The organism is Pseudocolwellia agarivorans (assembly GCF_002000085.1).
GTDB classification, from domain to species: Bacteria; Pseudomonadota; Gammaproteobacteria; order Enterobacterales; family Alteromonadaceae; genus Pseudocolwellia; species Pseudocolwellia agarivorans.
This window is the reverse complement of record NZ_MUZU01000006.1, coordinates 217,791-243,634: the sequence shown is the minus strand read 5'-3', so window position 1 is coordinate 243,634 and position 25,844 is coordinate 217,791. Positions and strand designations below refer to the sequence as shown.

At 37.3% G+C, this 25,844-nt stretch carries 33 protein-coding genes; 27 read left to right on the top strand and 6 right to left on the bottom strand.

Annotated features, from left to right (window positions below; genetic code table 11):
• Window positions 1-141: 141 nt before the first annotated feature.
• The 4 genes from B0X80_RS11645 to B0X80_RS11630 are packed head-to-tail and all read right to left on the bottom strand — an operon-like array spanning window position 142 to window position 3,818.
• On the bottom strand, window positions 142-1,140 hold the full coding sequence (locus B0X80_RS11645) for a 5-oxoprolinase subunit C family protein (protein ID WP_077340463.1): 999 nt from the start codon (window positions 1,138-1,140) through the stop codon (window positions 142-144).
• Complete coding sequence (gene pxpB / locus B0X80_RS11640; RefSeq protein WP_077340462.1) at window positions 1,140-1,895, bottom strand: 5-oxoprolinase subunit PxpB; 756 nt, start codon at window positions 1,893-1,895, stop codon at window positions 1,140-1,142. The genes B0X80_RS11645 and pxpB overlap by 1 nt, the downstream gene beginning before the upstream one ends.
• Window positions 1,896-1,909: 14 nt before the next feature.
• Window positions 1,910-2,644 (bottom strand): 5-oxoprolinase subunit PxpA, encoded by a 735-nt coding sequence (locus tag B0X80_RS11635; RefSeq protein WP_077340461.1) that lies wholly within the window; start codon window positions 2,642-2,644, stop codon window positions 1,910-1,912.
• Window positions 2,645-2,648: 4 nt separating this feature from the next.
• On the bottom strand, window positions 2,649-3,818 hold the full coding sequence (locus B0X80_RS11630; RefSeq protein WP_077340460.1) for a YcbX family protein: 1,170 nt from the start codon (window positions 3,816-3,818) through the stop codon (window positions 2,649-2,651).
• Window positions 3,819-3,993: 175 nt separating this feature from the next.
• On the opposite strand from B0X80_RS11630, the gene mpl reads away from it, so the two are divergent.
• The 25 genes from mpl to B0X80_RS11505 all read left to right on the top strand — a co-directional run bounded on the left by mpl (window position 3,994) and on the right by B0X80_RS11505 (window position 19,968).
• Window positions 3,994-5,376: a UDP-N-acetylmuramate:L-alanyl-gamma-D-glutamyl-meso-diaminopimelate ligase gene (gene mpl, locus B0X80_RS11625; protein ID WP_077340459.1), complete on the top strand. Its 1,383-nt coding sequence runs from the start codon at window positions 3,994-3,996 to the stop codon at window positions 5,374-5,376.
• A 12-nt stretch (window positions 5,377-5,388) separates the two neighbouring features.
• A complete protein-coding gene (locus B0X80_RS11620) occupies window positions 5,389-6,042 on the top strand; it encodes a flavin prenyltransferase UbiX (protein WP_077340458.1) in 654 nt (217 codons plus the stop codon).
• A gap of 31 nt (window positions 6,043-6,073) precedes the next feature.
• Complete coding sequence (locus tag B0X80_RS11615; protein ID WP_077340457.1) at window positions 6,074-6,994, top strand: FRG domain-containing protein; 921 nt, start codon at window positions 6,074-6,076, stop codon at window positions 6,992-6,994.
• Window positions 6,995-7,143: 149 nt separating this feature from the next.
• Window positions 7,144-7,392, top strand: a complete 249-nt coding sequence (locus B0X80_RS11610) for a hypothetical protein (protein ID WP_077340456.1) — start codon at window positions 7,144-7,146, stop codon at window positions 7,390-7,392.
• Window positions 7,393-7,446: 54 nt separating this feature from the next.
• The gene (locus B0X80_RS11605) at window positions 7,447-7,776 is read left to right on the top strand and encodes a hypothetical protein (protein ID WP_077340455.1); all 330 of its coding nucleotides are present in this window, start codon (window positions 7,447-7,449) and stop codon (window positions 7,774-7,776) included.
• A 150-nt stretch (window positions 7,777-7,926) separates the two neighbouring features.
• A complete protein-coding gene (locus B0X80_RS11600) occupies window positions 7,927-8,196 on the top strand; it encodes a hypothetical protein (RefSeq protein WP_077340454.1) in 270 nt (89 codons plus the stop codon).
• A 46-nt stretch (window positions 8,197-8,242) separates the two neighbouring features.
• A complete protein-coding gene (locus B0X80_RS11595; protein WP_077340452.1) occupies window positions 8,243-8,473 on the top strand; it encodes a PspC domain-containing protein in 231 nt (76 codons plus the stop codon).
• Window positions 8,474-8,488: 15 nt separating this feature from the next.
• Window positions 8,489-9,184, top strand: a complete 696-nt coding sequence (locus B0X80_RS11590; protein ID WP_077340450.1) for an aspartate/glutamate racemase family protein — start codon at window positions 8,489-8,491, stop codon at window positions 9,182-9,184.
• An 82-nt stretch (window positions 9,185-9,266) separates the two neighbouring features.
• Window positions 9,267-9,530 (top strand): hypothetical protein, encoded by a 264-nt coding sequence (locus B0X80_RS11585; RefSeq protein ID WP_077340448.1) that lies wholly within the window; start codon window positions 9,267-9,269, stop codon window positions 9,528-9,530.
• Window positions 9,531-9,572: 42 nt separating this feature from the next.
• Window positions 9,573-9,977 carry a GFA family protein gene (locus tag B0X80_RS11580; protein WP_077340447.1) on the top strand — a complete coding sequence of 135 codons (405 nt, stop codon included), beginning with the start codon at window positions 9,573-9,575 and terminating at the stop codon, window positions 9,975-9,977.
• 98 nt (window positions 9,978-10,075) lie between these two features.
• Complete coding sequence (locus tag B0X80_RS11575; protein ID WP_077340446.1) at window positions 10,076-10,312, top strand: DUF1059 domain-containing protein; 237 nt, start codon at window positions 10,076-10,078, stop codon at window positions 10,310-10,312.
• Window positions 10,313-10,347: 35 nt separating this feature from the next.
• Window positions 10,348-10,782, top strand: coding sequence for a DUF2214 family protein (locus B0X80_RS11570; RefSeq protein WP_077340445.1), 435 nt, complete (start codon window positions 10,348-10,350; stop codon window positions 10,780-10,782).
• A gap of 17 nt (window positions 10,783-10,799) precedes the next feature.
• Window positions 10,800-11,315: a ClbS/DfsB family four-helix bundle protein gene (locus B0X80_RS11565; RefSeq protein WP_077340444.1), complete on the top strand. Its 516-nt coding sequence runs from the start codon at window positions 10,800-10,802 to the stop codon at window positions 11,313-11,315.
• Window positions 11,316-11,352: 37 nt separating this feature from the next.
• The gene (locus tag B0X80_RS11560) at window positions 11,353-11,661 is read left to right on the top strand and encodes a DUF1272 domain-containing protein (RefSeq protein ID WP_077340443.1); all 309 of its coding nucleotides are present in this window, start codon (window positions 11,353-11,355) and stop codon (window positions 11,659-11,661) included.
• Window positions 11,662-11,962: 301 nt separating this feature from the next.
• A complete protein-coding gene (locus B0X80_RS11555; protein WP_077340442.1) occupies window positions 11,963-12,589 on the top strand; it encodes a LysE family translocator in 627 nt (208 codons plus the stop codon).
• A 56-nt stretch (window positions 12,590-12,645) separates the two neighbouring features.
• Window positions 12,646-12,843 (top strand): RidA family protein, encoded by a 198-nt coding sequence (locus B0X80_RS11550; RefSeq protein ID WP_077340441.1) that lies wholly within the window; start codon window positions 12,646-12,648, stop codon window positions 12,841-12,843.
• 348 nt (window positions 12,844-13,191) lie between these two features.
• Complete coding sequence (locus tag B0X80_RS11545) at window positions 13,192-13,395, top strand: hypothetical protein (protein WP_077340440.1); 204 nt, start codon at window positions 13,192-13,194, stop codon at window positions 13,393-13,395.
• Between the two features lie 42 nt (window positions 13,396-13,437).
• On the top strand, window positions 13,438-13,650 hold the full coding sequence (locus tag B0X80_RS11540) for a DUF3565 domain-containing protein (RefSeq protein ID WP_077340439.1): 213 nt from the start codon (window positions 13,438-13,440) through the stop codon (window positions 13,648-13,650).
• A gap of 41 nt (window positions 13,651-13,691) precedes the next feature.
• A complete protein-coding gene (locus B0X80_RS11535; RefSeq protein ID WP_077340438.1) occupies window positions 13,692-14,159 on the top strand; it encodes an OsmC family protein in 468 nt (155 codons plus the stop codon).
• Between the two features lie 47 nt (window positions 14,160-14,206).
• Entirely contained in the window at window positions 14,207-14,569 is a 363-nt protein-coding gene (locus tag B0X80_RS11530) for a VOC family protein (protein WP_077340437.1), read from the top strand.
• Window positions 14,570-14,632: 63 nt separating this feature from the next.
• Window positions 14,633-14,959, top strand: a complete 327-nt coding sequence (locus tag B0X80_RS11525; protein ID WP_077340435.1) for an isochorismate lyase — start codon at window positions 14,633-14,635, stop codon at window positions 14,957-14,959.
• 27 nt (window positions 14,960-14,986) lie between these two features.
• On the top strand, window positions 14,987-15,547 hold the full coding sequence (locus B0X80_RS11520) for a dienelactone hydrolase family protein (RefSeq protein WP_077340433.1): 561 nt from the start codon (window positions 14,987-14,989) through the stop codon (window positions 15,545-15,547).
• A gap of 125 nt (window positions 15,548-15,672) precedes the next feature.
• Window positions 15,673-17,487 (top strand): assimilatory sulfite reductase (NADPH) flavoprotein subunit, encoded by a 1,815-nt coding sequence (locus B0X80_RS11515; RefSeq protein WP_077340431.1) that lies wholly within the window; start codon window positions 15,673-15,675, stop codon window positions 17,485-17,487.
• Complete coding sequence (cysI, locus tag B0X80_RS11510) at window positions 17,487-19,226, top strand: assimilatory sulfite reductase (NADPH) hemoprotein subunit (RefSeq protein ID WP_077340429.1); 1,740 nt, start codon at window positions 17,487-17,489, stop codon at window positions 19,224-19,226. The genes B0X80_RS11515 and cysI overlap by 1 nt, the downstream gene beginning before the upstream one ends.
• Window positions 19,219-19,968 carry a phosphoadenylyl-sulfate reductase gene (locus B0X80_RS11505; protein WP_077340427.1) on the top strand — a complete coding sequence of 250 codons (750 nt, stop codon included), beginning with the start codon at window positions 19,219-19,221 and terminating at the stop codon, window positions 19,966-19,968. The genes cysI and B0X80_RS11505 overlap by 8 nt, the downstream gene beginning before the upstream one ends.
• A 1-nt stretch (window position 19,969) precedes the next feature.
• Here the strand turns inward: B0X80_RS11505 and B0X80_RS11500 are convergent, their stop codons facing one another.
• Together B0X80_RS11500 and B0X80_RS11495 are read right to left on the bottom strand one after the other, a co-directional pair.
• A complete protein-coding gene (locus B0X80_RS11500; protein WP_077340425.1) occupies window positions 19,970-20,878 on the bottom strand; it encodes a TIGR03899 family protein in 909 nt (302 codons plus the stop codon).
• 68 nt (window positions 20,879-20,946) lie between these two features.
• Window positions 20,947-22,146 (bottom strand): MFS transporter, encoded by a 1,200-nt coding sequence (locus B0X80_RS11495; protein WP_077340423.1) that lies wholly within the window; start codon window positions 22,144-22,146, stop codon window positions 20,947-20,949.
• Between the two features lie 331 nt (window positions 22,147-22,477).
• Here B0X80_RS11495 and fadB point away from each other — a divergent pair, with 331 nt between their 5' ends.
• Complete coding sequence (gene fadB, locus B0X80_RS11490; RefSeq protein WP_077340422.1) at window positions 22,478-24,646, top strand: fatty acid oxidation complex subunit alpha FadB; 2,169 nt, start codon at window positions 22,478-22,480, stop codon at window positions 24,644-24,646.
• A gap of 15 nt (window positions 24,647-24,661) precedes the next feature.
• Window positions 24,662-25,825: an acetyl-CoA C-acyltransferase FadA gene (fadA, locus tag B0X80_RS11485; protein ID WP_077340421.1), complete on the top strand. Its 1,164-nt coding sequence runs from the start codon at window positions 24,662-24,664 to the stop codon at window positions 25,823-25,825.
• Window positions 25,826-25,844: the final 19 nt, after the last annotated feature.

The window sequence follows — 25,844 nt, the reverse complement described above, 5'->3', positions numbered from 1 at the left end:
CTATTTTTGTTGTTAATTATCAGTTGTTTATTTTTTATGTGCGGTGGGTTTACGTGAAGCGTTGCACTGTTCTTGAAATTTTGCACGCTTACAGTGCGAACTGAAAATTAACGGGTATATATTTTGTTGCAAGATAATAGGTTAATTAAATTTTTGATACAAAGCGCTTAGTTGTTGTTGTGCAAAGTTTAGGGTTGTTGGCATAAATTGTACTTTATTGCCGGGGCGCAACTGACAGAGTTTAAATAAATCGCTTTGAATAACAGCGCCTAAAACAGGGTACCCGCCTATGGTTTGTCTTTCTTTCATTAAAACAATTGGTTGGTTATTACTAGGGAGTTGAATTGCACCAAAAGTAACGGGTTTTGAAAGTGTAGGCTTAGGTAAATTAGTGATCGTTGTTATAATTTTTTCAGGTAACGTCGACAAGCGATATCCCATACGATTGCTGTCTGACGAAATAGTAAAAAGATGAGCACAAAGTAGATCTTGCTCTTTACTGCTAAGCCCTAAAAATAAAGGCTGTGGAATAAAGCGTAATATTAATGTTTCTTGAATATTATTGTAAAAAAGGCTTGGTGTTAGCTGGCGTTTATAGTTTATGTGAGCAGTATGTTGATTATGCTCTTTACTTGCAAAACAGGTGTTTAATAACTCGATTTTACTCCCTTCAACAATTGCTGTTGCACCAAAGCTTAACCTATTTTCGGTTGATGTTTGCGATTGGCTATTTAGCCATTGTTGACTTTGAATACCGCCAGTAATTGCTAGGTATGTGTGTAATCCCTCTTTAGGCTGGCCAAAGCGTATTATATCGTTAGCACTAACTTGGTGAGCTTGCCAATTTTTAATCGGATTATCGTTTATATAAACAGAGCAATCAGCTCCTGTAATCGCTATGGTGCAATCTTGTGCAGCTTTAAACGTTATTTGCCCTAAGGTTATTTCTAATTGAGCACTATTTTGATCATTGCCCAGTAAATAGTTAGCAAATAAAAATGCGTATTCGTCTGCTACGCCACCAGCACTAAATCCTAGATGCTGACTTGATAATCGACCCAGATCTTGAATACTACACAACCCGTTTTTTTTGATCACTGTTAAATAGTTATCAGTGTTATGTTTTACGCGCTTATTCATTAAACATATTCCTTTATAAGCTCGCCGCCCAAAGATAAAAATTCAGCTTGAGTAATTGATACAAACTTTACTGACTGACCAACGCTAATGGTACTTTCAAACTCGTTGTTTTTAACGCTATACATATCGAGAGGTGTTTGCCCAATAATATGCCAACCACCGGGGCTAGTATTTGGGTAAACAGCTGTTTGTTGTTCGGCAATAGCAACAGCACCTTTAGGAACAGACAATCTTGGAGATGATTTTCGAGCTAACTGTAATCTAGGTACAAGTTCACCTAAATAACAAAAACCGGGAGTAAAACCTAACGCATAAGCTCGATACGTTGTTTGAGTATGATACTGAATAACTTCAGCACAAGTTAATTGTGTTTGCTGTGCAACGGTTTGAATATCCCAACCCGCTTCTTCACCATAATAAACAGGTATTTCTATTTCGGTTTCTGATGTTTGTTTAGAAAGTGTTAAGTTTTCATTCGATAAGTGGCTTTTTTGCACCACATTGAGCAAAAGAGTGTTTAACGAGTCGTGAGTTATTTGATCAAATTTATAATAAATAATCAGGCTGGCATAGCTGGCAATTGAATCTATAACTGTGCTTTTAAGTGCTAAACCAATTTGTTGCTGGCAATGCATTATATGTTGATGTTGCACCGCACAAACTTTTTCAGGCCACTCAAGTAATACCGCATTTTCACTAATATATGAAAGTGTAACTAAGGGTAAACCTTTTGTACTTTTAATATTTTTAGACATTTACATTGAAGCTCTTATTGAGTTTGTAGTAATTGATGAAGCTTTTTTACTACCTTAATTGCCGCGGGATTATCCCCATGTACACAAAGAGAATCAACTGTGAGTGGTAATGTTTTTCCGTTAATACTGATGAATTGATTATCTCTGATCAGCTTTTCACATCGAGAAATAATTTTATCTGTGTCATGTATTACGGCGTTTTCTTCACTGCGAGCTACTAGCAAACCTTCGTCGGTATATTCTCTGTCAGCAAAGGCTTCAAATAATAAAGAAACATTGTACGTAGATGCTATTTTTTTTAGGGCGATAAAGTTTTTATCTGTATCAGGTAATGCTTGTATTAATAAAGGAAGAGAAGCATCAACGCCTGAAATAGCTTGGCACACTTGTTCGAATATTACCGAATTTTTCATCATGTCGTTATACAAAGCGCCATGAGGTTTTACATAACTAAGCTGAGCATTGTTGCTGACACATATCGCGTGCATTGCACCTATTTGGTATTGAATAAGTGCAATAAGTTCTTCGGCGGAATAACTTACTGTGATACGACCAAAGTTGTCTTTGTCGTTATAACTAGGATGTGCACCAATAGTTACCTTGTGTGTAAGTGCTAACTTTATAGTGTTCAATATTGTTAAAGGATCTGATGCATGAAAGCCACAAGCGATATTCGCCATGTCAATATAAGGCATGATCAACGCATCGTTGTCATGTACTTTTTCACCTAAATCGCAGTTGAGTTTCATGGTTTTACCTTTCTGGCCTAAGTGGTTTACTTAGCACTACATCTGATTTTGGAATAGCGCTACAAGCTAAAACATAACCTTGTTCTTTATCTTTTTCAGACAAACCATCTGTTGATAATTCTTCAACATTGCCGTTATCAAGTTTTATTTTACAGCGTCCGCACATTCCACCTCGGCATGAGTAAGGTAAAATTAAACCCGCATCTTCAGCTTGTTCTAAAATAGTGCCTTTGTTGTTACCTACAACTTCTTTGTTCCAAGAGCTAAAGTTAAGCTTCGGTTTTTTATTTACTTTTACTGGCGTAGGAGCTTGGCTAGCTTTATCTTTCATTTGTTTAGTTTCTTTTATGACAAAAATAGGAGGTTGCTTGGTTTCAATTATTTCAACTTTGTCGCCTATTTTAATTTGCCCTTGGTTCAGCGGTACTAAGTTTTGACCAAACATAACATCGCCATTTTCAACTTGTCGGAACGACTTCAATGTTTTTAAGGGTTCTTGTTGGCTATTCTTCTCAGCTGTTTCTGGATTTATTGTGGTGAAAATACAACGAGAACAAGGTTTAGTTACTTCAAACTCTACTTCACCTATTCGAATATGTTTCCATGTATCTTCATCAAAACCGTTGCAACCATCTACAACTAAGTTAGGTCTAAATTGTGTCATAGAAGCAATATGATTTGTACCTAACTTTTGGTTTAAATGGGTAAGAGATTGCTGAGAAATAAGTAAAATGGGGTAACCATCAGCAAAACCTACTTGGCTATTTTTATTTTTAACAAAGCGTTCCGATTCGTCGCCAAAAAATAATAACTGGCAAGGCTTGTTTAAATAGCGACTAAACCATTGGTTGTAATATTCAGCACTTTTTTGACCGTTTAAGGTTGTGCTCCATATCGCTGTTTTTTGGTATTCGGTTGATAGCTTTGAATATTCAACCGACAAAACAGGCATACCCGGCGCCGTAATGTTGATTCCGTTAGCGGTTAAATTGGCTTGAATTAAACATAAGCGTGGTTCGGTTCTAGCGGTAAGCATTTCACCTTTTTCGGTAGCAACCATAAAACGTCGGTCAAAAGCTAAGCCTAATTCTTCTACCCAGCTATTTGAAAGTTGAATATTTGACGATGATTTAATCGGATAAACTGAAATTGATTGTAATGCTATATTAGTCACGCTACTTCCTTATTTATTTTCACAACGTCAATGTAAGCCTAATTTACGCGTAACTCACTTGTGATTCAATCACAGATATAGAATAAAATGCATGTTCGGCTAGTGTTACCTATGGTGACTAAGGTATATTGCTATGATATTACAAGGTTGTTATTTTTGAGTTTTTGGTAGGCATATGCATATTCATATTTTAGGTATTTGTGGCACATTTATGGGCGGAATTGCCGCCATTGCAAAACAGTTAGGGCATCGAGTTTCAGGTTGCGATGCTAACGTGTATCCACCAATGAGCACTCAGCTCGAAGAGTTAGGTATTGAGCTAAAACAAGGTTACCAAATAGAGCATTTAAAAGACGAGCCTGATCTAGTGATAGTCGGCAATGCCATGTCACGCGGTAATCCTATGGTTGAATATGTATTAGACCGTAATATTGCTTATACATCGGGTCCGCAATGGTTACTTGAAAGCGTGTTAAAAGATCGCTGGGTGTTGGCGGTTTCAGGTACGCACGGTAAAACCACCACCAGCAGCATGCTAACGTGGATTTTAGAATACGCCAAAATGGCGCCGGGTTATTTAATTGGCGGCGTACCACAAAACTTTGAAAGTTCAGCTCGACTAGGCGAGTCACCATTTTTTGTGATTGAAGCCGATGAATACGACACTGCCTTTTTTGATAAACGATCTAAGTTCGTACATTACCGACCACGTACTTTAGTGATCAACAATTTAGAGTTTGATCATGCTGATATTTTTGATGATTTAAGTGATATTCAAAAACAATTTCATCACCTTATTAGAATGGTGCCAAGTAACGGCTTAGTGCTTTATCCGCAAGGTGAGCAAGCTATTACAGAAACCATTGAAAAAGGCTGCTGGACACCTACGCAACAAAGTACCCTCAGCAATAGCGGCGAACAAAATAGCAACCAAGGTTGGTATGCCGAAAAACTTAAAGCAGACGGAAGCGAGTTTATCGTTAGCTTTAAAGGCGAAGTGCAGGGCACCGTTAAATGGGATTTAATTGGCGACTTTAATATTGAAAATGGCTTAATGGCGATTGCTGCAGCACGACATGCTGGCGTACCAAGTGACGTAGGTATTGAAGCGCTTGCTGAATTTGTTAATACCAAACGACGTTTAGAGCTTCGCGGCACCGTAAATGGCATTAAAGTGTTTGACGATTTTGCCCATCATCCAACGGCAATTACTAAAACACTGACAGGTGTTCGTGCTCATGTAGGCGAACAGCGTATTATTGCGGTACTAGAACCTCGCTCAAACACCATGAAATCAGGCGTACATAAAGACACCTTAGCGGCTTCGCTCGATCATGCCGATCTTGTTTTTATTTACCAAGGTGATGGCGTTGACTGGTCGGTTGAAGACTTAATAAAAGACTGTAAAGCGCCTTGTGTTGTAAGTGCTGACTTAACGGGCTTAGTTGATAACATTACCGAGCAAGCACAAGCCAACGACACCATAGTGGTTATGAGTAACGGCGGTTTTGGCGACATACATAACAAACTTCTTAGTTCGTTAGCAGACAAACAGTAAAAGGTTTATACAATGAGTTTAGCGACCGAAAAAGATAAAATAAACAACACAACATTTGATAAAAAAATCACCTTAGCCATAACAGGTGCATCAGGCTCAGCTTACGCGCTACGCCTTATTGAATGTTTAGTGGCGGCCAATTATCAAATTTACCTATTATGTTCGAGTGCCGCTAAAGTGGTATTTGATACCGAAGTAGGGCTGAAAGTCCCATCATCTCCCGATGCCGCTAGCCAATTTTTTATCGAAAAATTTAAAGGTAAGCCCGAGCAAATTATTGTATTTGGTAAAGAACAATGGTTCTCGCCCGTAGCTTCAGGCTCCGCAGCACCTAAACTTATGGTGGTTTGCCCGTGTTCAACCGGAACACTTGCCGCCATTAGCCAAGGCATGAGCGATAACTTAATAGAACGCGCAGCCGATGTAGTAATTAAAGAACGCGGACAGCTTATTTTAGTTCCGCGCGAAACCCCATATTCAACCATTCACCTACAAAACATGTTAACCCTGTCGCAAATGGGCGTAACTATAATGCCTGCGTCACCGGGCTTTTATCACAACCCTGAATCAATAAACGACTTAATCGATTTTATGGTTGGCCGAATGTTAGATCATATTGGTATTGATCAAAAAATCATGCCGCGCTGGGGATATCAGAAAGGGTAAATTTTAAAGGTAATTAAAAGGAGTTTATCTAATGGAAACAGAAAAAGAAGAGTTAGAATGTAAAAGTGTAAATGATTTTCTTAATGTTATATCGAATGTTGATGAAGATGAGCTTTCCTCCTATTTCAGAGGGCATGCGAATAAAAAATTTGAACTTCAACCTTCAATATATCGAAAAGATGAATGGTACTCTAATGAAGATAAGATTGTACGGGAAATTATAATGAGATGTCCTAGTGACTTTTCACATATGCAGACTAACTTTGAAAAATTAGTAAAAATGCAACATTATGACTTACCTACCCGATTGTTAGATATTACTGAAAACCCATTGGTTGCCTTATATTTTTCATGCTCAAGCCTTGAGGAAAAAGGTGAAGATGGTGAAGTTGTTTTCTTTAAAATACCGCAAAAAGAAATTAAATATTTTGATAGTGATACGGTTAGTGTTATCTCTGCACTAGCTTGGGCTAAAAATGATTTTGAAATAAATTTTCAACATAAAAAAAACAGTATAGAATTTTATAAAGAAAATAAGCACGCCAATCGGCTTATGCATATTATTAAACAAGAGAAATCTTATTTTTTAGAAAAAATTAACCCTGATCATCTCCAGTCAGTTCTTTGTGTAAAGCCTAAACTAGACAACCCTAGAGTTATACGACAAGAAGGTGCCTTTTTACTTTTTGGCATAGATAATAATAAACATCATGCCCAAAAAGTTCCTTCTACGTGGTTGGGCTCCCCACAACAAAAACGAATTATTATTAAGTCTAAATACAAGGAAGATATTTTAAATCAACTTTCAAAAATAGGTATTTCAAAAGATAAATTATTCCCTGAAATAGATAAGGTGTCCGAATTTATTAAAAATGAATACGGATTAACGGCAAATGAATTTGAATCGACTCAGTCTGACAAACGCCCAGGAGTAAGTCCTCGTTGGGGTTAATAAATTAGTAGATACTAAAGTATTAAATTATTTTGTTATGTTTAAAAGGAAGTAATTGTAATGAATATTGCTATATTAGCGACAGCAATAGCGCTTAAGCAAGAAGGATTTTTAGCCTCTTAACCAAACATTATAAGTAAAGGTAACTTATGCACTCTGACGAACTCATCAAATTATTATCCGATAGTGGAAGTAAGGATTTATCATCTTCATTACAATGGATTAATCCAATACCTGAAGATGCTTCAGCTTTATTGGAAAAAATAGATATGGCATTAAGTATTGTTAAATTTTCTCAATCTAGACGCGCTGAAGAGGGTAAAGAAACGTCAACTAATCATCTCGACTCTTTAATACGTTTAAGATCAGAAATTAATGGTATCTTAGGTAAAAGTTAAAATAAGTTTATTTCAATTTACTGATAATAAGTTATCCAAAAAATTAGATTTAATATGCCAATTGCTACTTGTATTGTTAACCCCGATTGCCCAAATCACTCTGGTGATTTAATTGAGCTTTGGGCAAAGGAAGCTGGACTACCTTCTAAACATATGACAATAAACCTTATTGTTAGTAATGAACAATTAGGTAATAGGTATGGTGTTATGGCTACATTATCTTTACCTTCCGTTTGGAAAGAATCCCAAATATCATCACTTCAAATAGGTTTAGCTAAGGCGTTAGCAAAAAGCTTCAGCTTACCTATTAGTGAGGTTCACGTAATAACTCATATAATACCGTCAGGCTTTGTTGTAGAAGAGGGCAATGAAGTTAAGTGGTAGTATTAATAAATTATTTAAAAGAGTAAATAACAACTGTTTTTTACTCTCTTCTAAGTATAACCTCATAATTCTATAGATATAATTTAAGCTTAACGACATGGAGAGTCATATCAAAAAAATTACCATTATCACTATCATGCTTCTATCTGGTTGTTCGAGTACTCTGATAAGGTTACTGAGCCAGACGTTATTACCAAAACAAGTATTCAATATGTTCCTGTTCAAAAAGAATATACTCCGCAGTTATGGTCTAGCCATAAAGTTTTAAATGAAACGCCTGCCCAATGCGCTAATAAAGGCGTTGGTATTCTTACCTCTTTAGGGTTCACTTCTGTTATTAAAAACGGTGATTATGTTTACGGCAACTTTAATAAAAATCGTGCGGCAATAAAATGCGTAGTTATTGAAAAGATCTTATAGTGAGATAAATAAACTATTTTAAGAATGCTATGCATAAGGAAAAATAATGGTTCAACATGACAAAGTATTAACACGAAGTAAAAATGGAACTATTTCAGGGGCTTTAGGTGGTATTGCTGAATACTTTGGTCTTCGGAGAGGTCGTTTACAGTTCGTTTTTATTGTATTAGCTTTTATGGGCGGAGGGTTTTTATTGTATTTCATTCTTTGGGTAAGTATTCCAAGTTATTCTCAAAGAGCTAAGTTATTAAAACGAAGTAATAATAATAAAATATAGTAAATTGAGGTATAAATGAAAACAATTGGCATGTTAGGCGGTATGAGTTGGGAATCAACAGCCAGCTATTACAAAGCCATTAACCAAGGTGTTAAAGCCGAACTTGGTGGACTTAGCTCTGCAAAAATATGTTTATACAGTGTCAATTTTGCTGAAATTGAAAAACTACAACATGCTGGTAAGTGGAATGAAACTGCGCTTATTTTAACTAAAGCTGCACAATCAGTTGAAGCTGGCGGTGCAGATTTTTTATTAATTTGTACTAATACTATGCATAAAGTCGCGGATGAAATTCAAGCCAATATTTCAATTCCTATTCTTCATATCGCCGATGCTACGGCAGCCAAATTAGTGTCTGACGGTGTTACTAAAGTAGGTTTACTTGGTACTCGTTTTACTATGGAGCAAGATTTTTATAAAAGCCGTTTAATAAATAAGTTTGGCATAAAGGTAGTTGTGCCAAATGATGATGAACGCACCATAGTTCATAACGTGATATATAACGAGCTTTGCAAAGGTGAAATAAAGCCTGACTCGAAAGAGCAATATTTAGCGATTGTAAATAATTTGTTTGAACAAGGCGCTCAAGCGGTCATTTTAGGGTGCACCGAAATTGCTTTATTGATTCAGCAAAAAGACACTGATGTACCTTTGTACGATACAACTGAGATTCATGCAGCGAGTGCTGTAGCGTTTGCGCTTCAATCTTAATTAAAAGGATACACCAATATCTTATTGATACTTAAATTGTGATATAACACAAACATAAATGATAGGTAGTATTTAGGTTGTTATGAATAAAAGTGCGGTAGCAAAGTTTATTGGTGTGTTTTTTAGCTTATTAGTTATTTGGAAAGTTAACGATGTATTGTTAATTACCCCTTGTATTGAGCAGGGCGGCGTATTTAAATTTGAAAAAGGCCAATGTATTTTAAGTGATGGTAGTCTTTATATTACAGGGTTTGAAATGCCGTTAGTTATTTTATATGTGGTTATTGGTTTTAGTGTTTCTTACTTTGTATCTAAACTTATTCGTAAAGTATTCAAAAGCGAATAACCTCTGTAAACCATTCTATTTTATTTTTGTTATGGAGAATTTATGTCTGTAGTTACTGGAAGTTGCCTGTGTGAAAGCGTTGTATTTGAATGTGAAAATAGTTTTACGCAATTTCATTTATGCCACTGTATTCAATGCCGAAAAGTAACAGGTTCTGCGCATGCGTCTAATTTGTTTATTGCTCCAAACAAAATAAAATGGCTAAAAGGTGAAAACCTAATAAAACGCTATGATGTACCTAATCGTTCTATATCAAGCGCTTTTTGTACTGAATGTGGCAGTGGTGTTCCGTATCTTTCTGGCTCAGGAAACGCACTTATTGTGCCTGCTGGCTGTTTAGATGGTGCGCCTAATATTGAAGCGCAAGATAATATTTTTTGTGACGAAAAAGCACAGTGGTACGATAAAGCGATTCATGCGAAACAATTCCCTAAGTTCCCTGAATAAAAAGTTAAAGCGATTAATATCATTGAGGTATTAATCGTTTTTTAATAGCATATCTTGCAACTATTTTTGTAACCGTAATTGAAGTAATAGGATTTAAAATGAAAACCATGACATGTAAACAACTCGGTGGTGCGTGCGATAAAGCGTTTCAAGGTAGTACCTTTGAAGATATTGTTGAGCTAAGTAAAGCACACGGTATGGAAATGTTTCAAAAACAAGACCCTGAACACATGGAAGCGATGCAAAGAGTGATGGTGATGATGCAACAACCACAAGCGATGCAAGACTTTATGGAAGAGAAAAAGAAAGCATTTGAAGCGTTAACTGAAGATTAAGCTTTACTGTATAGCATTTAACTTATTGGATTATTATGGAAGATATACTCGTTAGAACCTTACACTTTTTAGGTATTTTTACACTGGTGTCAGCGCTCGTGGCAGAGCATTTATTAATATCTAAACAAATGGACTTAAAAGCGTTTAAAAAACTTGTAATCATTGATGGCGTTTATGGCTTAGGCGCTGTTATGACGCTTACTGGTGGGTTACTTTTATGGTTTGTTGTAGGTAAGCCGCAAGAGTTTTATACCGCTAACTGGGTGTTTCATTTAAAAGTCACTTTGTTTGCCGTTATTGCAATATTGTCAGTATTTCCTACCTATTATTTTTTACGTAATAGAAAAACGACTGCTGAATATATTGAAATACCCAAATATATAGTTGTCATTCTTCGTGTTGAATTAACTCTTTTAGTGGTTATGCCTTTTTTAGCAACGAGTATGGCTAGAGGTGTTGGCAGTTATTAGTTTGCCCTTAATCATCTATGTCGTCTATCCCACAAAATAAAAATGAGCTTATTCAAGCCATCAGCGTAAGTTATGAAAAACTTACGCTTGATTATGAAAGGGTGCCAAATGCATTAACACGCTCTTTAGGTGTAGAAGGTAATGTAAAAGGCACAATTATTAGTGTGTGCGATACTTTGGCTTATTTAATAGGTTGGGGTAAGTTGGTTTTAAAATGGTACGACTTTTCGGTGAAAGGCAAAGATATCGACTTCCCTGAAACGGGCTACCAATGGAATCAATTGGGCGCTCTTGCTCAAGCTTTTCAATTAGAATATAAAGACTGGACGTTTGAAAAACTGAAAAAAGAATATCAAAGGGTTATACAAGATATTCTTACGTTATTACATAAGCTAGATGAGCATATTTTATACGGTGAAGCGTGGTATAAACAATGGACTTTAGGGCGCATGATCCAATTTAATACTTCGTCGCCTATGAAAAACGTACGCACTAAAATTAGACGTTTTATCAATAACAACACAAATAAATAGAGCTATCTTAATCATGTAATGAAAGGAGTTGTGTCTTATGCTAGAACTACGACCAAATTGTGAAAACTGCGATAAAGATCTTCCTCCTGAATCAACTGAAGCATGTATCTGTACCTATGAATGTACTTTCTGTAGAACTTGTGTTGATAACCTTTTAAAAAATGTTTGCCCTAATTGTGGCGGTGGATTTTCGGCTAGGCCTATTCGACCCACTCAAGAGCGCAGAAAAGGCGTCAGCCTTCAGTATCAAGGTGCTTCAACCAAACGAGTGAATACCACATTAAGTGAAGCTGAAATATCAGCATTTTCTGAGCTTGTTAAAGATATTAAGCCTGAAGCGCGATAACCATTGATGGGAAACATTCAATATTGATAACGATAAATTTTATTACCCGAATGTAAAGTAATGTAAATAAGGTTTTTATTTTATGCCTTTGTTTATAAAGTAAATGTGCTTGCCGATATTATCGGTTTTATCCCCCCTTGGATATTTTGTACCTTTATAGTTATGCGCAGTAAAGGTACAAAATTTTTTTTAGCTTTTCTTCCTTCAACTATCTTTTTTCTAATTTTCTAGTGTTAATCCAATAAAATCTGTAAATTCATTTATTCGTCTGTATTTATTTAAATTTAATGAAGGATAACTGATGATTTCACTCGAAACCTTGCTGCTTTTCTTTATGACTACGCTTGTAGTTGTACTATCTCCTGGCCCTGCAGCTATTGCTGTTACAGCTGAAGCTGCATCGAATGGCTTTAAAAAATCAGCATTAGTTATATTAGGTATTGCAACGGCTAATGTTGTTTTTTTTGTGTTGTCGGCAACGGGTATTATTACGCTTATTATTGCATCGCATACTTTGTTTTCTGTTATTAAATGGATAGGTGTGGCGTATCTTTTATATTTAGGTTTTGGTGCTATTTTTAGTGAATCTGGCCCGTTAAGTATTAATTCTTCTAAAAAGCTCGAGAGCAAAGCGTATAAAATATTCTTGAGAGGCTTTATTTTAGAGATTTCTAACCCTAAAGCGCTTTTGTATTTTTCTGCTTTATTACCGCAATTTATTGATATTAATACGCCTATTATTCCACAGCTTATTATTCTGTGTTTGATAACGCTGGTATTAGATTTAGTGTGCTATTCGCTTTATGGTTATTTAGGTTTTAAATCGATAGGTAAGTTTATTAAACCTATTATTATCAAAACCATTAATCGCTCGGCTGGCGCTATGCTGATTTTTGCAGGGCTGAAAATGGCGACAGTAGAAAGATAGTAATATAGCCAATTTAAGCTTTTTATTTTTACACCCTACACTTATACAAAAGGTTAATAAATGAAACACACATTAAAAAAAATGATGTAGTTAAGTGTACGGTAATGCTGGCTGATATTGCCGATTTTGGTGAATTTAATAAAGTGTATAGCAACTTTTTTGCTAAACTTTATCCTGCGAGAAGTACTTTTGCAGTGAGTGGCTTAGCCTTAAATGCAAAAATAGAAATCGAATGTATTACAGCTAAAAATTAAGAAGTTAGTTTTAAGGCAGCCGATACTGTACTCATTAATGAGTGCTAATAACGAAATTGGTATTTACCTCAATTAGCATGTTTAGCGTCTTTAATAGCTCGAAACGCATGTTTAATATTCAACTTATTTAATTCTTCAATAAAGCTAACACTCTCTTAGTCGCTATTTTTACGCGAGTAACTTGATCTATACCGAACCTAACATGATATAGGCTTTAAGTTTGTTAGAGGTATCTGGACTACTCTCTTCATCATAATGTAGGTACGGTATGTTTTTTAGGTGAGTTTACAAATTGTAAAGGTGACAACTTTAGTGTATTTATAAGCGATATTTAAAGAAGGAAATAATATGAATTTTACTCTCACCCAAATGGGTTCAGCAGTATTTATCTTTATGGTAGTTATAGGTTTGATTAGTTATGTGTTAGGTAAACGTAAAACAACAGCCCCAATAAAGTCGGCGTTACTTGGCTTTGTTTTTTCGGTTATTCCTGTACTGGGTATTATTTATGTTGTTTACTTAGCTGCGAAAGAAGATGTGGTTATACCGTAAGTTATTATTTTTAGAATACAAAGTATTAAATTAGGGTGCAAAGTGAATAGAGCAATAGCTGACTATCACAAAGACGATGAAAATCATTGGGTAGCAAGGCTCAACTGTGGTCATTTTCAACATGTTAGGCATAATCCTCCTTGGACAAACCGACCTTGGGTTGAAACCTTAACAGGGCGAAAGTCTATGATCGGTCATGAGCTTAATTGTAAAAAATGCGATGAGGGCGCACCACTTGATTATCAGGTACTTTAGCGCTAAAAAACAGTAAAACTTTTTGTAATAAGGAATAAAGTATGTCGGTATATTTTGCGCAAATCAACTGGTCGAAAAGCGATGATGAAGTTTATATAGATAACAAATACAGCAGAGGCCATACATGGTTGTTTGATGGTGGTGTAACAGTACCTGCATCTTCGTCTCCTCATGTTGTGCCTTTGCCTTATTCAGTTGAAGCTAATGTTGATCCTGAAGAAGCGTTTATTGCCTCAATTTCAAGTTGTCATATGTTATTTTTTCTTTCTATTGCCGCAAAAAACAAACTTGTCATTGAAAGCTATGAAGACAAAGCTGAAGGTATTATGGAAAAGGACACACAAGGCAATATCTCTATAACTAAAGTTACTTTAAAGCCTAAAGTTGTTTTTGCCGCGCATACTCAACCAGCCTATGAATTATTAGAAAAAATACATCACCAAGCACATCAGCAATGTTTTATTGCTAACTCAGTAAAAGCTGAGATAGTTACTGAAATTGTAGAGTAACATTACCAATACGTTTCAATACAGCCCAGCTAAACAAGGAAAGCATAATGACAAATAACCCGAATCACGAAAAAATTAATTATGTAGAGTTTGCAGCTAACGACCTTAAAGCCACGAAAGCCTTTTTCGAAGAAGCATTTGGCTGGAGCTTTCAAGATTTTGGGCCTGATTACACAGCGTTTAATCATCAAGGTTTAGATGGTGGTTTTTTTAAAGCGGAAGGGGCAAGTGTGCAAGCAAAAGGTGGCGCACTTATTGTTCTATTCAGTAACGATTTAGATAGCACACAGCAAAAAATAAAAGCAGCGGGTGGTGTTATTAAACAAGACACTTATGAATTCCCTGGCGGAAAACGATTCCATTTTACAGAACCAAGCGGTAATGAATTTGCCGTGTGGGGTCAGCTTTAACTAGCTAAGCTAGTATTTTTACTTCAAACAGCTCGATTGAAAACCTAAAGGACAAAAATACTCATGGAATATAAAGAAACGTTATCACCACAGCAATGTAAAGGGATGGACGATATACGTACCGAAATTGATGGTATAGATCAAACCATTGTGACTTTGTTAGGACGCCGTTTTCAATACGTTAAGTCTGCCGCACAATTTAAAACTTCGGAAACGTCTGTTCGTGCTCCCGAACGTTTCGCAGCAATGTTACAGCAGCGTAGAGTGTGGGCTGAAAAAGAAGGCTTAAGTCCTGATGCGATAGAAAAAATGTACCGTGATCTTGTTAACCATTTTATTAATGAAGAAATGGATAAGTGGAAACAAGAATCTCAGTCGACCAGTGCTTAAGTTAATGTTTAAGGTATATGTTTAAATATGAAAGCCATCTATATAGTTACTGACATTTTTGGTATTACATCTGCTTTAAAAGAGTTTGTGGCAACATTAACAGTTAGTTCAGGAGCTGCAATTAATATTGTTGATCCCTATCAAGGTAAGCAGATGAGCTTTGAAGATGAAGCGACAGCCTATGCTTATTTTGTTAAACATGTAGGCGTTGAACAATACGCACAGCATTTACATTCAATACTCGTCTCACAAAAAGATACTACTGTTATTGGCTTTAGTGTTGGCGCGTCAGCACTTTGGGCGCTATCTGCTAAAAATAATATCAACGTAGAACACGCTATTTACTTTTACGGTTCACAAATTCGGCATTTGCTTGATATTCAGCCTCAAATTAAAAGTACGGTTATTCTTCCTAAAAAAGAAGAGCATTTTGATGTAGACGCTTTACAAGAAAAACTTAAAAAGCTGGCAAGGGTGTCAATTAAACGTTGCAGTTTTTATCACGGGTTTATGAATAGACACTCAGTAAATTTTAACGAACAAGCGTACAGAACATATACCGGTTGGCTTTGCGAGCAACTTACTTAAACAATCAGTCATACAAGTTAGTCTTATATTCTTTTTTGGAATAAAAAGGCAACTTCTAATCTTTTTCTTTTTTAGGCAGGACTATTACTATTTGCCTATTACTTCTAAATGGGCGAGTTGACATTATGTTGCCAGGTCAGAAAAATTTAAACCAAACAATGCTAGATGCAAACCAACTTGCATCTTTACAAGAAGCTATAGCGACTTACACACCGCTACAATTAGCGTGGACAAGTGGTTATTTAGCAGCGAAAAGTGAAGGTGGCTCAGTTGCTGTTCTACCTACTGCTACTGCGGGGGCATCTGCACAAGCTCAACCGACATTAACTATTTTATTTTCATCGCAAACAGGTAACGCTAAAGGCGTTGCTAAAAAGTTAGCTGAAAATGCGAAAGCTGCAGGTATTACTGTTAACTTTAAAAACGTTTCAGAGTACAAGCCAAAATCATTAAAATCTGAAACGCACCTACTTATCGTTACAAGTACTAACGGTGAAGGCGAGCCGCCAGATGATGCGATTGAATTCCATGAGTTTTTAGCCTCTAAAAAAGCGCCTAAATTACCAAACTTGCAATACAGCATATTGGCATTAGGCGACAGCAGCTACGAATTTTACTGCCAAACAGGTAAAGACTTTGACGAGCGCTTAAAAGCATTAGGTGCGACTGCCGTTACTCCTCGCGTTGATTGTGATGTTGACTACGAAGAAGACGCACAATCTTGGTCTGCAAATGTTATTGATACATTAAAAGACGATTTAACAAAATCAGGTGATGCAGGTTTAGCGCCGGTTGTTAGCTTGTCTGGCGCTACTGAAGTTGAAAGTCAGTACACTAAACAAACCCCTTATGAAGCTGAGCTTTTAGTTAGCCAAAAAATTACCGGTCGTGACTCTGCTAAAGATGTTCGCCACGTAGAAATTGATTTAGGCGAGTCTGGCTTAACTTACCAAGTAGGTGATGCTTTAGGCGTATGGTTTGAAAACTCAGCAGCGTTAGTTGAAGAGTTAATTGCCACATTAAAACTAAGCGCAGACGAAAAAGTTAGCATTAAAGGCGAAAGCTTTACTTTAAGCCAAGCGTTAACGTCTGAATTAGAAATTACTCAAACTGCTCCTGCTTTTATTGAGTTTTGGGCAAGTATTTCAGGTGATGCAAAACTTAAAGCTTTAGCTGAAGACAAAAACGCAGCGCGTGAATACGCTGGCGAACATCAAATTGTTGATATTGTAAAAGCGGCGCCAAGTGATGTAGCTGCACAAGTATTTGTTGATGCACTTCGTAAAATTACACCGCGTTTATATTCTATTGCTTCAAGCCAAGCCGAAGTTGAAGAAGAAGTTCACTTAACAGTGGGTTTAGTTAGCTATGAAGAAAACGGCGCTACACGTTTTGGTGGTGCTTCAGGTTTCTTAGCTAACGATGCAGAAGAAGGCGCTACGGTTAAAGTATTTGTTGAACATAACGATAACTTCCGCTTACCTGCTGACGGTAACACGCCAGTCATTATGGTAGGTCCAGGTACAGGTGTTGCACCATTTAGAGCATTCATGCAAGAGCGTGATGCAAGCGATGCTGAAGGTGATAACTGGATGTTCTTTGGTGATCAAACCTTTACTCAAGACTTCTTATACCAAGTTGAATGGCAAGGTTATTTAAAATCAGGCTTATTAACTAAAATGGACGTAGCTTTCTCTCGCGACCAAGCTGAAAAAGTTTATGTACAAGACCGTATTAAAGAAAACGCTAAAGAAGTGTTTGAATGGTTAGAGCGTGGCGCCCACTTATATATTTGTGGTGATGCAAACCGTATGGCGAAAGATGTACACAACACTTTAGTTGATGTAATCGCGACTCAAGGTGGATTAACGCCTGAGCAAGCTGAAGACTATTTGAAATCGTTACGCAGCAACAAACGTTACCAGAAGGACGTATACTAATGACAACTGAATTTAAAGACATTAAATCTACCGGTGATGGTCCAATTATTGTTGAAGGTAAACATGCGGATAACGAGCGCTTAAAGTTAGAAAGTAACTACTTACGCGGAACTATTGTTGAAGATTTAGCTGACAGAATGACAGGTGGTTTTACCCCTGATAATTACCAGTTAATACGTACCCATGGTATGTATCAGCAAGATGACCGTGACATTCGTGCTGAGCGTCAAAAGCAAAAATTAGAACCATTACATAACGTAATGCTTCGTGCTCGTATGCCAGGCGGTATTATTACGCCTAAGCAATGGTTAGCGATTGATAAATTTGCTGACGATTACACCTCTTACGGAAGTATTCGTTTAACTACACGTCAAACGTTTCAATTCCACGGTGTTTTAAAGCCAAATATTAAGTTAATGCACCAAACGTTAAATAGCATCGGTATTGATGGTATTGCAACTGCTGGCGACGTTAACAGAAACGTATTATGTACAAGTAACCCAATTGAATCTGAACTTCATCAAGAAGCTTACGAGTGGGCGAAAAAAATCAGTGAACATTTATTACCAAAAACTAAAGCCTATGCTGAAATTTGGTTAGATGCAGAAAAAGTTGAAACCACTGAACATGACGAACCCATTTTAGGTAAAAGCTATTTACCTCGTAAGTTTAAAACAACGGTTGTTATTCCTCCAAAGAATGACATCGACGTGCATGCTAACGATTTAAACTTTGTTGCTATAGCTGAAAACGGAAAATTAATTGGTTTTAACGTATTAGTGGGTGGTGGCTTAGCCATGACGCATGGTGATAATTCAACGTATCCTCGTAAAGCGGATGACTTTGGTTTTATCTCAATCGATAAAACATTAGATGTTGCGGAAGCGGTTGTTACCACTCAACGTGATTGGGGTAACCGTGTAAATCGTAAAAATGCGAAAACTAAATACACATTAGATCGTGTAGGTATTGAAACCTTTAAAGCTGAAGTTGAAAAACGTGCTGGTGTTACCTTTGGCGAAAGTCGTTCATACGAATTTACTAGCCGTGGCGATAGCATTGGTTGGGTTGAAGGTTTTGATGGCAAGAATCATCTAACATTATTTGTTGAAAACGGTCGTTTAATTGATGGCCCAGACAGCCCTATCAAAACTGGTGTTGCTGAAATTGCTAAAGTTCACAAAGGTGACTTTAGAATGACAGCCAACCAAAACTTAATTGTTGCGGGCGTTGCAGCTGAAGATAAAGCCAATATTGAAACCTTAGCGCGTCAATACGGCTTAATTAAAGACGAAACATCCAATCAACGTAAAAACTCAATGGCTTGTGTGGCATTTCCTACTTGTCCATTAGCAATGGCTGAAGCTGAACGTTACTTACCCGGTTTAGTGACTGACGTTGAAGGTATTTTAGCTAAACATAAGGTAGCAGACGAACATGTAATTTTACGTGTTACGGGTTGTCCAAACGGTTGTGGTAGAGCAATGCTTGCCGAAATTGGTTTAGTGGGTAAAGGTCCAGGTAAATACAACATGTATTTAGGTGGTAACCATGCAGGTACTCGTGTACCTAAGCTATACAAAGACGGTGTTGACGAAGCTGGCATTTTAACTGAAATAGATCAGTTAGTTGGCCGTTGGTCTACAGAGCGTAACGACAACGAAGGTTTTGGTGATTTCACCATACGTGCCGGCATTGTTGCCGAAGTTAAAGTGAGTAAGCGAGATTTTCATGCTTAATACAAGTCAAGCAGCTGTTAATAACTATTCCGCGACTACGGTGCCGGAGCCATTGCTAAACCAATGGAATGAGTTATTAGAGAAAGAGTCGGCTGTTGCGCGTGTTGAATGGACGTTAGAGAACTTACCTTCTCAGTTTGTATTATCATCAAGTTTTGGTATTCAATCTGCGGTAATGTTACATCTACTTACGCAGGTTGATCCAAATATTCCTGTGCTAATAACGGATACAGGGCATTTATTTCCGGAAACCTATCAATTTATCGATCAGTTAACTGAGCGTTTAAATTTGAATCTTCACGTATATAGCGCAAAAGAAAGCGCCGCTTGGCAACAAGCTAAATACGGTGAAGAGTGGGACAAAGGTGAAGCAGAGTTAAAGGCATATAACCGCCGTAACAAAGTAGAGCCTTTAGAACGTGGTTTAAATGACTTAAATGCAAGTACTTGGTTTACAGGCGTGCGTCGTCAACAAACTGCACACAGAGAAAACTTACCTGTAGTAAGTACCTTACGTGGTCGTTTCAAAGTACATCCAATTATTGATTGGACCAATAAAGACGTTCACCAGTACTTAACTAAACATGGTTTACCGTATCACCCGTTATGGGATCATGGTTATGTTTCTGTAGGTGATGTACACAGTACTAAACCGCTAACATTAGGCATGGACGAAAGCGATACGCGTTTTTCTGGTGGGCAAAGAGAATGTGGCTTACATACCGACGGTGATGGTATTTAGGTTAGCTTACTGAAAAATGAGCATGTAATGATGATTTTAATAAAGGCACTAAGTCTTCGTCAGGATTATCAGAAATAAGTAAAGCAAGTTCACTTCCAATGGGGGTGAACTTGTAAAAACGTAAACCACATTGGTTTGCTTTAGCGGTCAAGGTTAGATTTTGGCCATTATAGTTGAAAACCACTTGTTCTCCTTTTTGTAACTCGTTTGATTCCGCTTCTTGCAGAAAAATAAGATGATTATCGGCTAGGCTTAATAGTTCGGTATAACTGATCCCACACTGATTTAAATTCACCTTACTTTGCGTATTTTTACTGAAAAAGCTTAATAGCCCCGGTGTTTTATACGCACCAGACAGTATACGCATATTCTTCTTACTCGTGTCTTTAACCGCAAGGCTACAAACTTTAGCTAACAGCTTTGCATCAGTAATACTCATTGATTTAAAAACGGTGAGTGATTTAAGTGAAAAAGAACCCGGATGTGTAATTTCACCCGCTAAAATCTTAGCCCACAAGTCTTGCATGGTATTGTTGCTAACGTCTTCGGCTAAATGTGTAAAGCGACTAAACCAGTCAGGGTCTGCTTTTGCTGAGTTGCTGGCATTAGGGCAATAGGCTAATGATTTTTTAACAATAGATTCTAAGTTTTGCTGCTGACGTAATCGAGACAGTCGCTCTCTTCTTACTACTCGTTCTTCAAGTGGCATTTGTTTATTTTCAGGTAATAAAGCGCCATCGAGTACAAATTGTTTAGCTAAAGCCAGTAGTTGTTTTTGTGAAGTAAAACCTGAGGTGGATTTAGAGCTTGAATTTTTAGATTCTGCAGAAATATTTGTAGTATTAACCGTTGATGAAGCGACTAAGTCTGTTTGTGGTTCTTGAAGTGATTCATCTTGATCTTTGTTCACGGTTAATCCTTAATTTTTGTTTTAATTTAAACATATATTTGCATTTAGTAAAATAATAAGTGAAACCGTTATATATTAACTTCTTCTTTTTGTTTTAATTCATGGCTTCGTAATTCAACGCCAATAGCGGGCGAATTAGGAATAAGTAAAGCTAAAATAAATGAACATGCGGCAAAGGTAGCACCAATATAAAATACCCATGCAGAATTAATAATCCATACCATGCCAAGTAAAGCTGGAATAACAACTGCGGCGATATGGTTAATTGAAAAGCTAACACCGGCGGTTGAGGCTATATCTTCAGGAGACGCTATTTTTTGAAAATATGTTTTAATGGCGATAGCAAAAGCAAATAATAAGTGGTCAATAACATATAAGGCTGCGGCAATATATTCGTTAGAAACCACGGCATAAGCGCAAAATAAAAGTATCAAACCGATATATTCAAATTTTAAAACAAATCGTTCACCAAACTTACCAATAAACTTTCCTATTTTGGCCGCAAAAAACCAATTAAAAATATAGTTAATGAGGAATAGGGTACTAATATCGGCAACGCTATAACCAAATTTTTCGACCATTAAAAAGCCCGCAAAAACTACGAATATTTGTCTGCGTGCACCACCAAAAAAAGTTAAGGCGTAAAACAGCCAGTATCTTTTTTTCAATATCAGTTTTTTACTTTGTTCTGTTTTCGGTTTGAAGTGTGTAAAGGATAATCCAATAAAAATCGTAAAAATTAAACCAATACCACCGAACAGAGCATAAGTTGCTTGATACGACCAAGAAAACTGTTCCATAAGTAGCCATATGGTACTAAAAGCGAGTAAAGATGCTGCAGCTTTTATTGATAATAATTGCCCCATAAAATGCGCGGTTTTGTCTTTATCAACCCATTGTAGGGTTAAAGATTGGTTAACTGTTTCAAAATAATGAAAGCCTACTGACATGATCATCGTGGTTATATACAAACCATAAACACTAGGGAAGTAGCCTGTTGCAGCTACGCCAATAGCAGTAACCGCTAACGATAAAATAGCTAAACGTTGTTCTTTTATAAAAAGCAGAACGTAAATTGCGGTAAAAGCTAAAAAGCCAGGCACTTCACGTAAGCTTTGTAAAATACCAATTTCTACACCGGTAAAGTTAGCCTTTTCGATAACAAAATTATTCAGCAATACCATCCATACTGAAAAGATTAAAGGCATAATGAACGCCATGGCTAACAAGAGGTTTTCAGGTTTTTGAACAAGCTGATTAAATTTCATTATGTGCCTAAAATAAAAGATAATTTAGAAGGATAAAATAGAGTACAGAGTATACGATTATTTTACTGAAAAGGCCCATGTGTATTTTTATGGGAGAAGATAATAATTTGCTTTAACAACTTGTATTGATGGTTATGATTAAGTTAATACACTCAATTAAAACGCTTGTTTAAATTTAGTTGCTTTCCTGTTTTTTTCAAGGCAAACTCAATAGCAACAGAGTTTAAATTAACTCATCGGATGAGGTGGGAAGTTAATCTCATTATTGTGGTCTATTATATAGTCATTGCAAGATAACCAATACAAGCGAAATTTTACGAGGAGAGCAGGCATGATCTATCAAGGCACTAGCCTTTCTGTACAATTACTGGAAGATGGCATTGTTGAGCTTAAATTTGACGCTCAAGGCTCAGTTAATAAGTTTGATACTCAAACTTTTATTGAATTTAGGACTGCTATTGAAGCAATTAACAATACTAAAGAAGCTAAGGGCGTAGTCGTAACATCAGGTAAGTCTACTTATGTAGTAGGTGCTGATATTACTGAGTTTTTAGATACATTTAAAAAGCCAGTTGAAGAATTGATCCCATGGATTAAACAGTCGACGGATATTTTTAATGCGCTAGAAGACATTCAATTACCCACTATTGCCGCCATTAATGGTATTGCACTAGGTGGAGGATGTGAATTGACTTTAGCCTGTGATTATCGAATAGCAGACACAAATGTAAGTATTGGTTTACCCGAAGTTAAACTGGGCTTAATTCCCGGTTTTGGTGGTACTGTACGCCTACCTCGTGTTATTGGTGCTGATAATGCGGTTGAGTGGATGTCTACAGGTAAAGCACATCGTGCTGACGAAGCTTTAGCTGCCGGCTTATTAGATGCAGTAGTTGCACCTGAAGATTTAATGGTGTCTGCCGTTTCTATGCTAAAAGATGCTATTGCAGGCAAGCTTAATTGGAAAGCTAAACGTCAGCCAAAACTTGAGCCACTTAAATTAAGTGCGACAGAAAGCATAATGACCTTTAGCACGTGTAAAGGCATGATCGCTGCAAAAGCGGGTAAGCATTATCCTGCACCTATGATGATGGTAAATACTATTGAAGCATCGTCAAAATTAGATCGTGCTGGCGCAATGACTATTGAAAACGAAGCTTTTGCTACCTTATCTAAAACAGATTCAGCTACCGCACAAATTGGCTTATTTATGGCCGACCAAGTCGTTAAAGGTAAAGCGAAAAAAGCCGGTAAACAAGCTACCAAACAAGTAAACAAAGCTGCTGTACTTGGTGCAGGTATTATGGGCGGCGGTATTGCTTATCAGTCTGCTTACAAAGGTACGCCAATTGTAATGAAAGACATTAACGATGCCGCGTTAGATTTAGGTTTAAGTACTGCTGCTGGCATTTTAACAAAGCAAGTTGAACGCGGCCGTATGAATGTTAAAAAGATGGCAGCTACGTTAAATAACATTACACCATCATTATCTTACGATAGTGTAAAAGGTGTTGATATTGTTGTTGAAGCGGTTGTTGAAAACCCCAAAATTAAAGGTTTAGTGCTTGCTGAAGTAGAAAGCGTAGTGAGTGAAGACACCATTGTAACTTCAAACACCTCAACTATCTCAATCGATTTATTGGCTAAAAGTGTGAAACGCCCTGAAAACTTCTGTGGCATGCACTTCTTTAATCCCGTAAATAGAATGCCACTTGTAGAAGTTATTCGTGGTAAAGACACGTCTGATGAAACCGTTGCTACCGTTGTTGCATACGCAGCTAAAATGGGTAAGTCACCTATTGTAGTGAACGACTGTCCGGGTTTTTATGTCAACCGTGTTCTATTCCCTTATCTTGCAGGTTTAAGCCATTTAGTAATTGAAGGCGCAAACTTTACCGATGTAGATAAAGTGATGGAAAAAGAATTTGGTTGGCCAATGGGACCTGCATATCTATTAGATGTTGTAGGTATTGATACGGCAGATCATTGTACTGGCGTAATGTCTGACGGTTTTCCTACGCGTATGAAAAAAGTAGATAACGATCCAGTAAGTTTACTTTATAAAAATGAGCGATTTGGCCAGAAAAACGGTAAAGGTTTTTACGATCACGGTAAAGATAAACGTGGTCGCCCGACTAAAGTTGCTTCAGAAGCCGCTTATGAATTATTTGCTCCTCATTGCTCTGAGAGTAAAACCTTTTCGAAAGAAGACATTATTGCGCGCTTAATGATCCCTATGATCAACGAAGTAGTAAGATGTTTAGAAGAAGGTGTTGTTGATACTGCTGCTGAAGCGGATATGGGATTAATTTACGGTCTAGGTTTTCCTCCATTTAGAGGTGGCGCTATACGTTATTTAGAAACCGTAGGTTTAGATAACTATATTGCAATGGCGGATAGCTTTGCGCATTTAGGCGAGCTCTATCAAGTAACAGACGGCATGCGCGAAATGGCCAAATCTGGCAAATCTTACTTCACTACAGATGTAAAAACAGCTTAACCTGAGGAGAACACAATGAAAGAAGTTGTAATTATTGATTGCATACGAACTCCTATGGGACGTTCGAAAGCTGGCGTATTTCGTAATGTGCGTGCAGAAACATTATCAGCCCACTTAATGGAACAAATTTTAGCAAGAAATCCAGCCCTTGATCCAAACGACATTGAAGATGTTATTTGGGGCTGTGTTAAACAAACAAAAGAGCAAGGTTTTAATATTGCTCGTAATGCCTCGTTATTGGCCGGTTTACCAAAATCAATTGGTGGTGTAACCGTTAACCGTTTGTGTGGTTCGTCAATGCAAGCATTACACGACGCTACTACCAGTATTATTGCCGGCCAAGGTGATGTGTTTTTAATTGGTGGCGTTGAACACATGGGGCATGTTCCTATGATGTACGATGTAGATTTTGCTCCGGGCTTAAGTAAGCACATAGCAAGAGCTTCAGGCAATATGGGCTTAACGGCAGAGTTACTTGGCAAGCAACACGGTATTAGTCGTGAAATGCAAGACGCTTTTGGCGCTCGTTCTCATCAACGTGCTCACCAAGCCATGTTAGAAGGGCGTTGGGATAACGAAATTGTTCCTACCTTAGGACATGACGAAAAAGGTGCGTTAAAGCTTATTGAGCACGATGAAGTTATTCGTCCAGAAACAACGGTTGAAGGGCTATCAGCACTTCGTCCAGTATTTGATCCTGTTAACGGTACAGTTACTGCGGGTACTTCTTCAGCGCTATCTGATGGGGCTTCAGCTATGTTAGTGATGTCGGCTGACAAAGCGAAAGAACTTGGCTTGAAACCTCGTGTTAAAATTAGAGGAATGGCGATTGCAGGTTGTGATCCAGCGACTATGGGATACGGTCCAGTGCCTGCTACTCAGAAAGCACTTAAGCGTGCCGGCTTAACGATTGATGATATTGAGCTTGCTGAGTTTAACGAAGCGTTTGCTGCACAAGCATTGTCTTGTATTAAAGCACTAGGCTTAGAAGATAAAGCTGATGACATGATTAACTTAAACGGTGGCGCAATTGCGTTAGGCCATCCACTAGGTTGTTCTGGTTCTCGTATCTCGGGTACCTTAATTAACTTAATGGAAGGTCAAGATGTTAACATTGGTTTAGCGACCATGTGTGTAGGTCTTGGACAAGGTATTGCTACGGTGTTTGAACGCGTATAGTACTTACCTTATTGTTTAT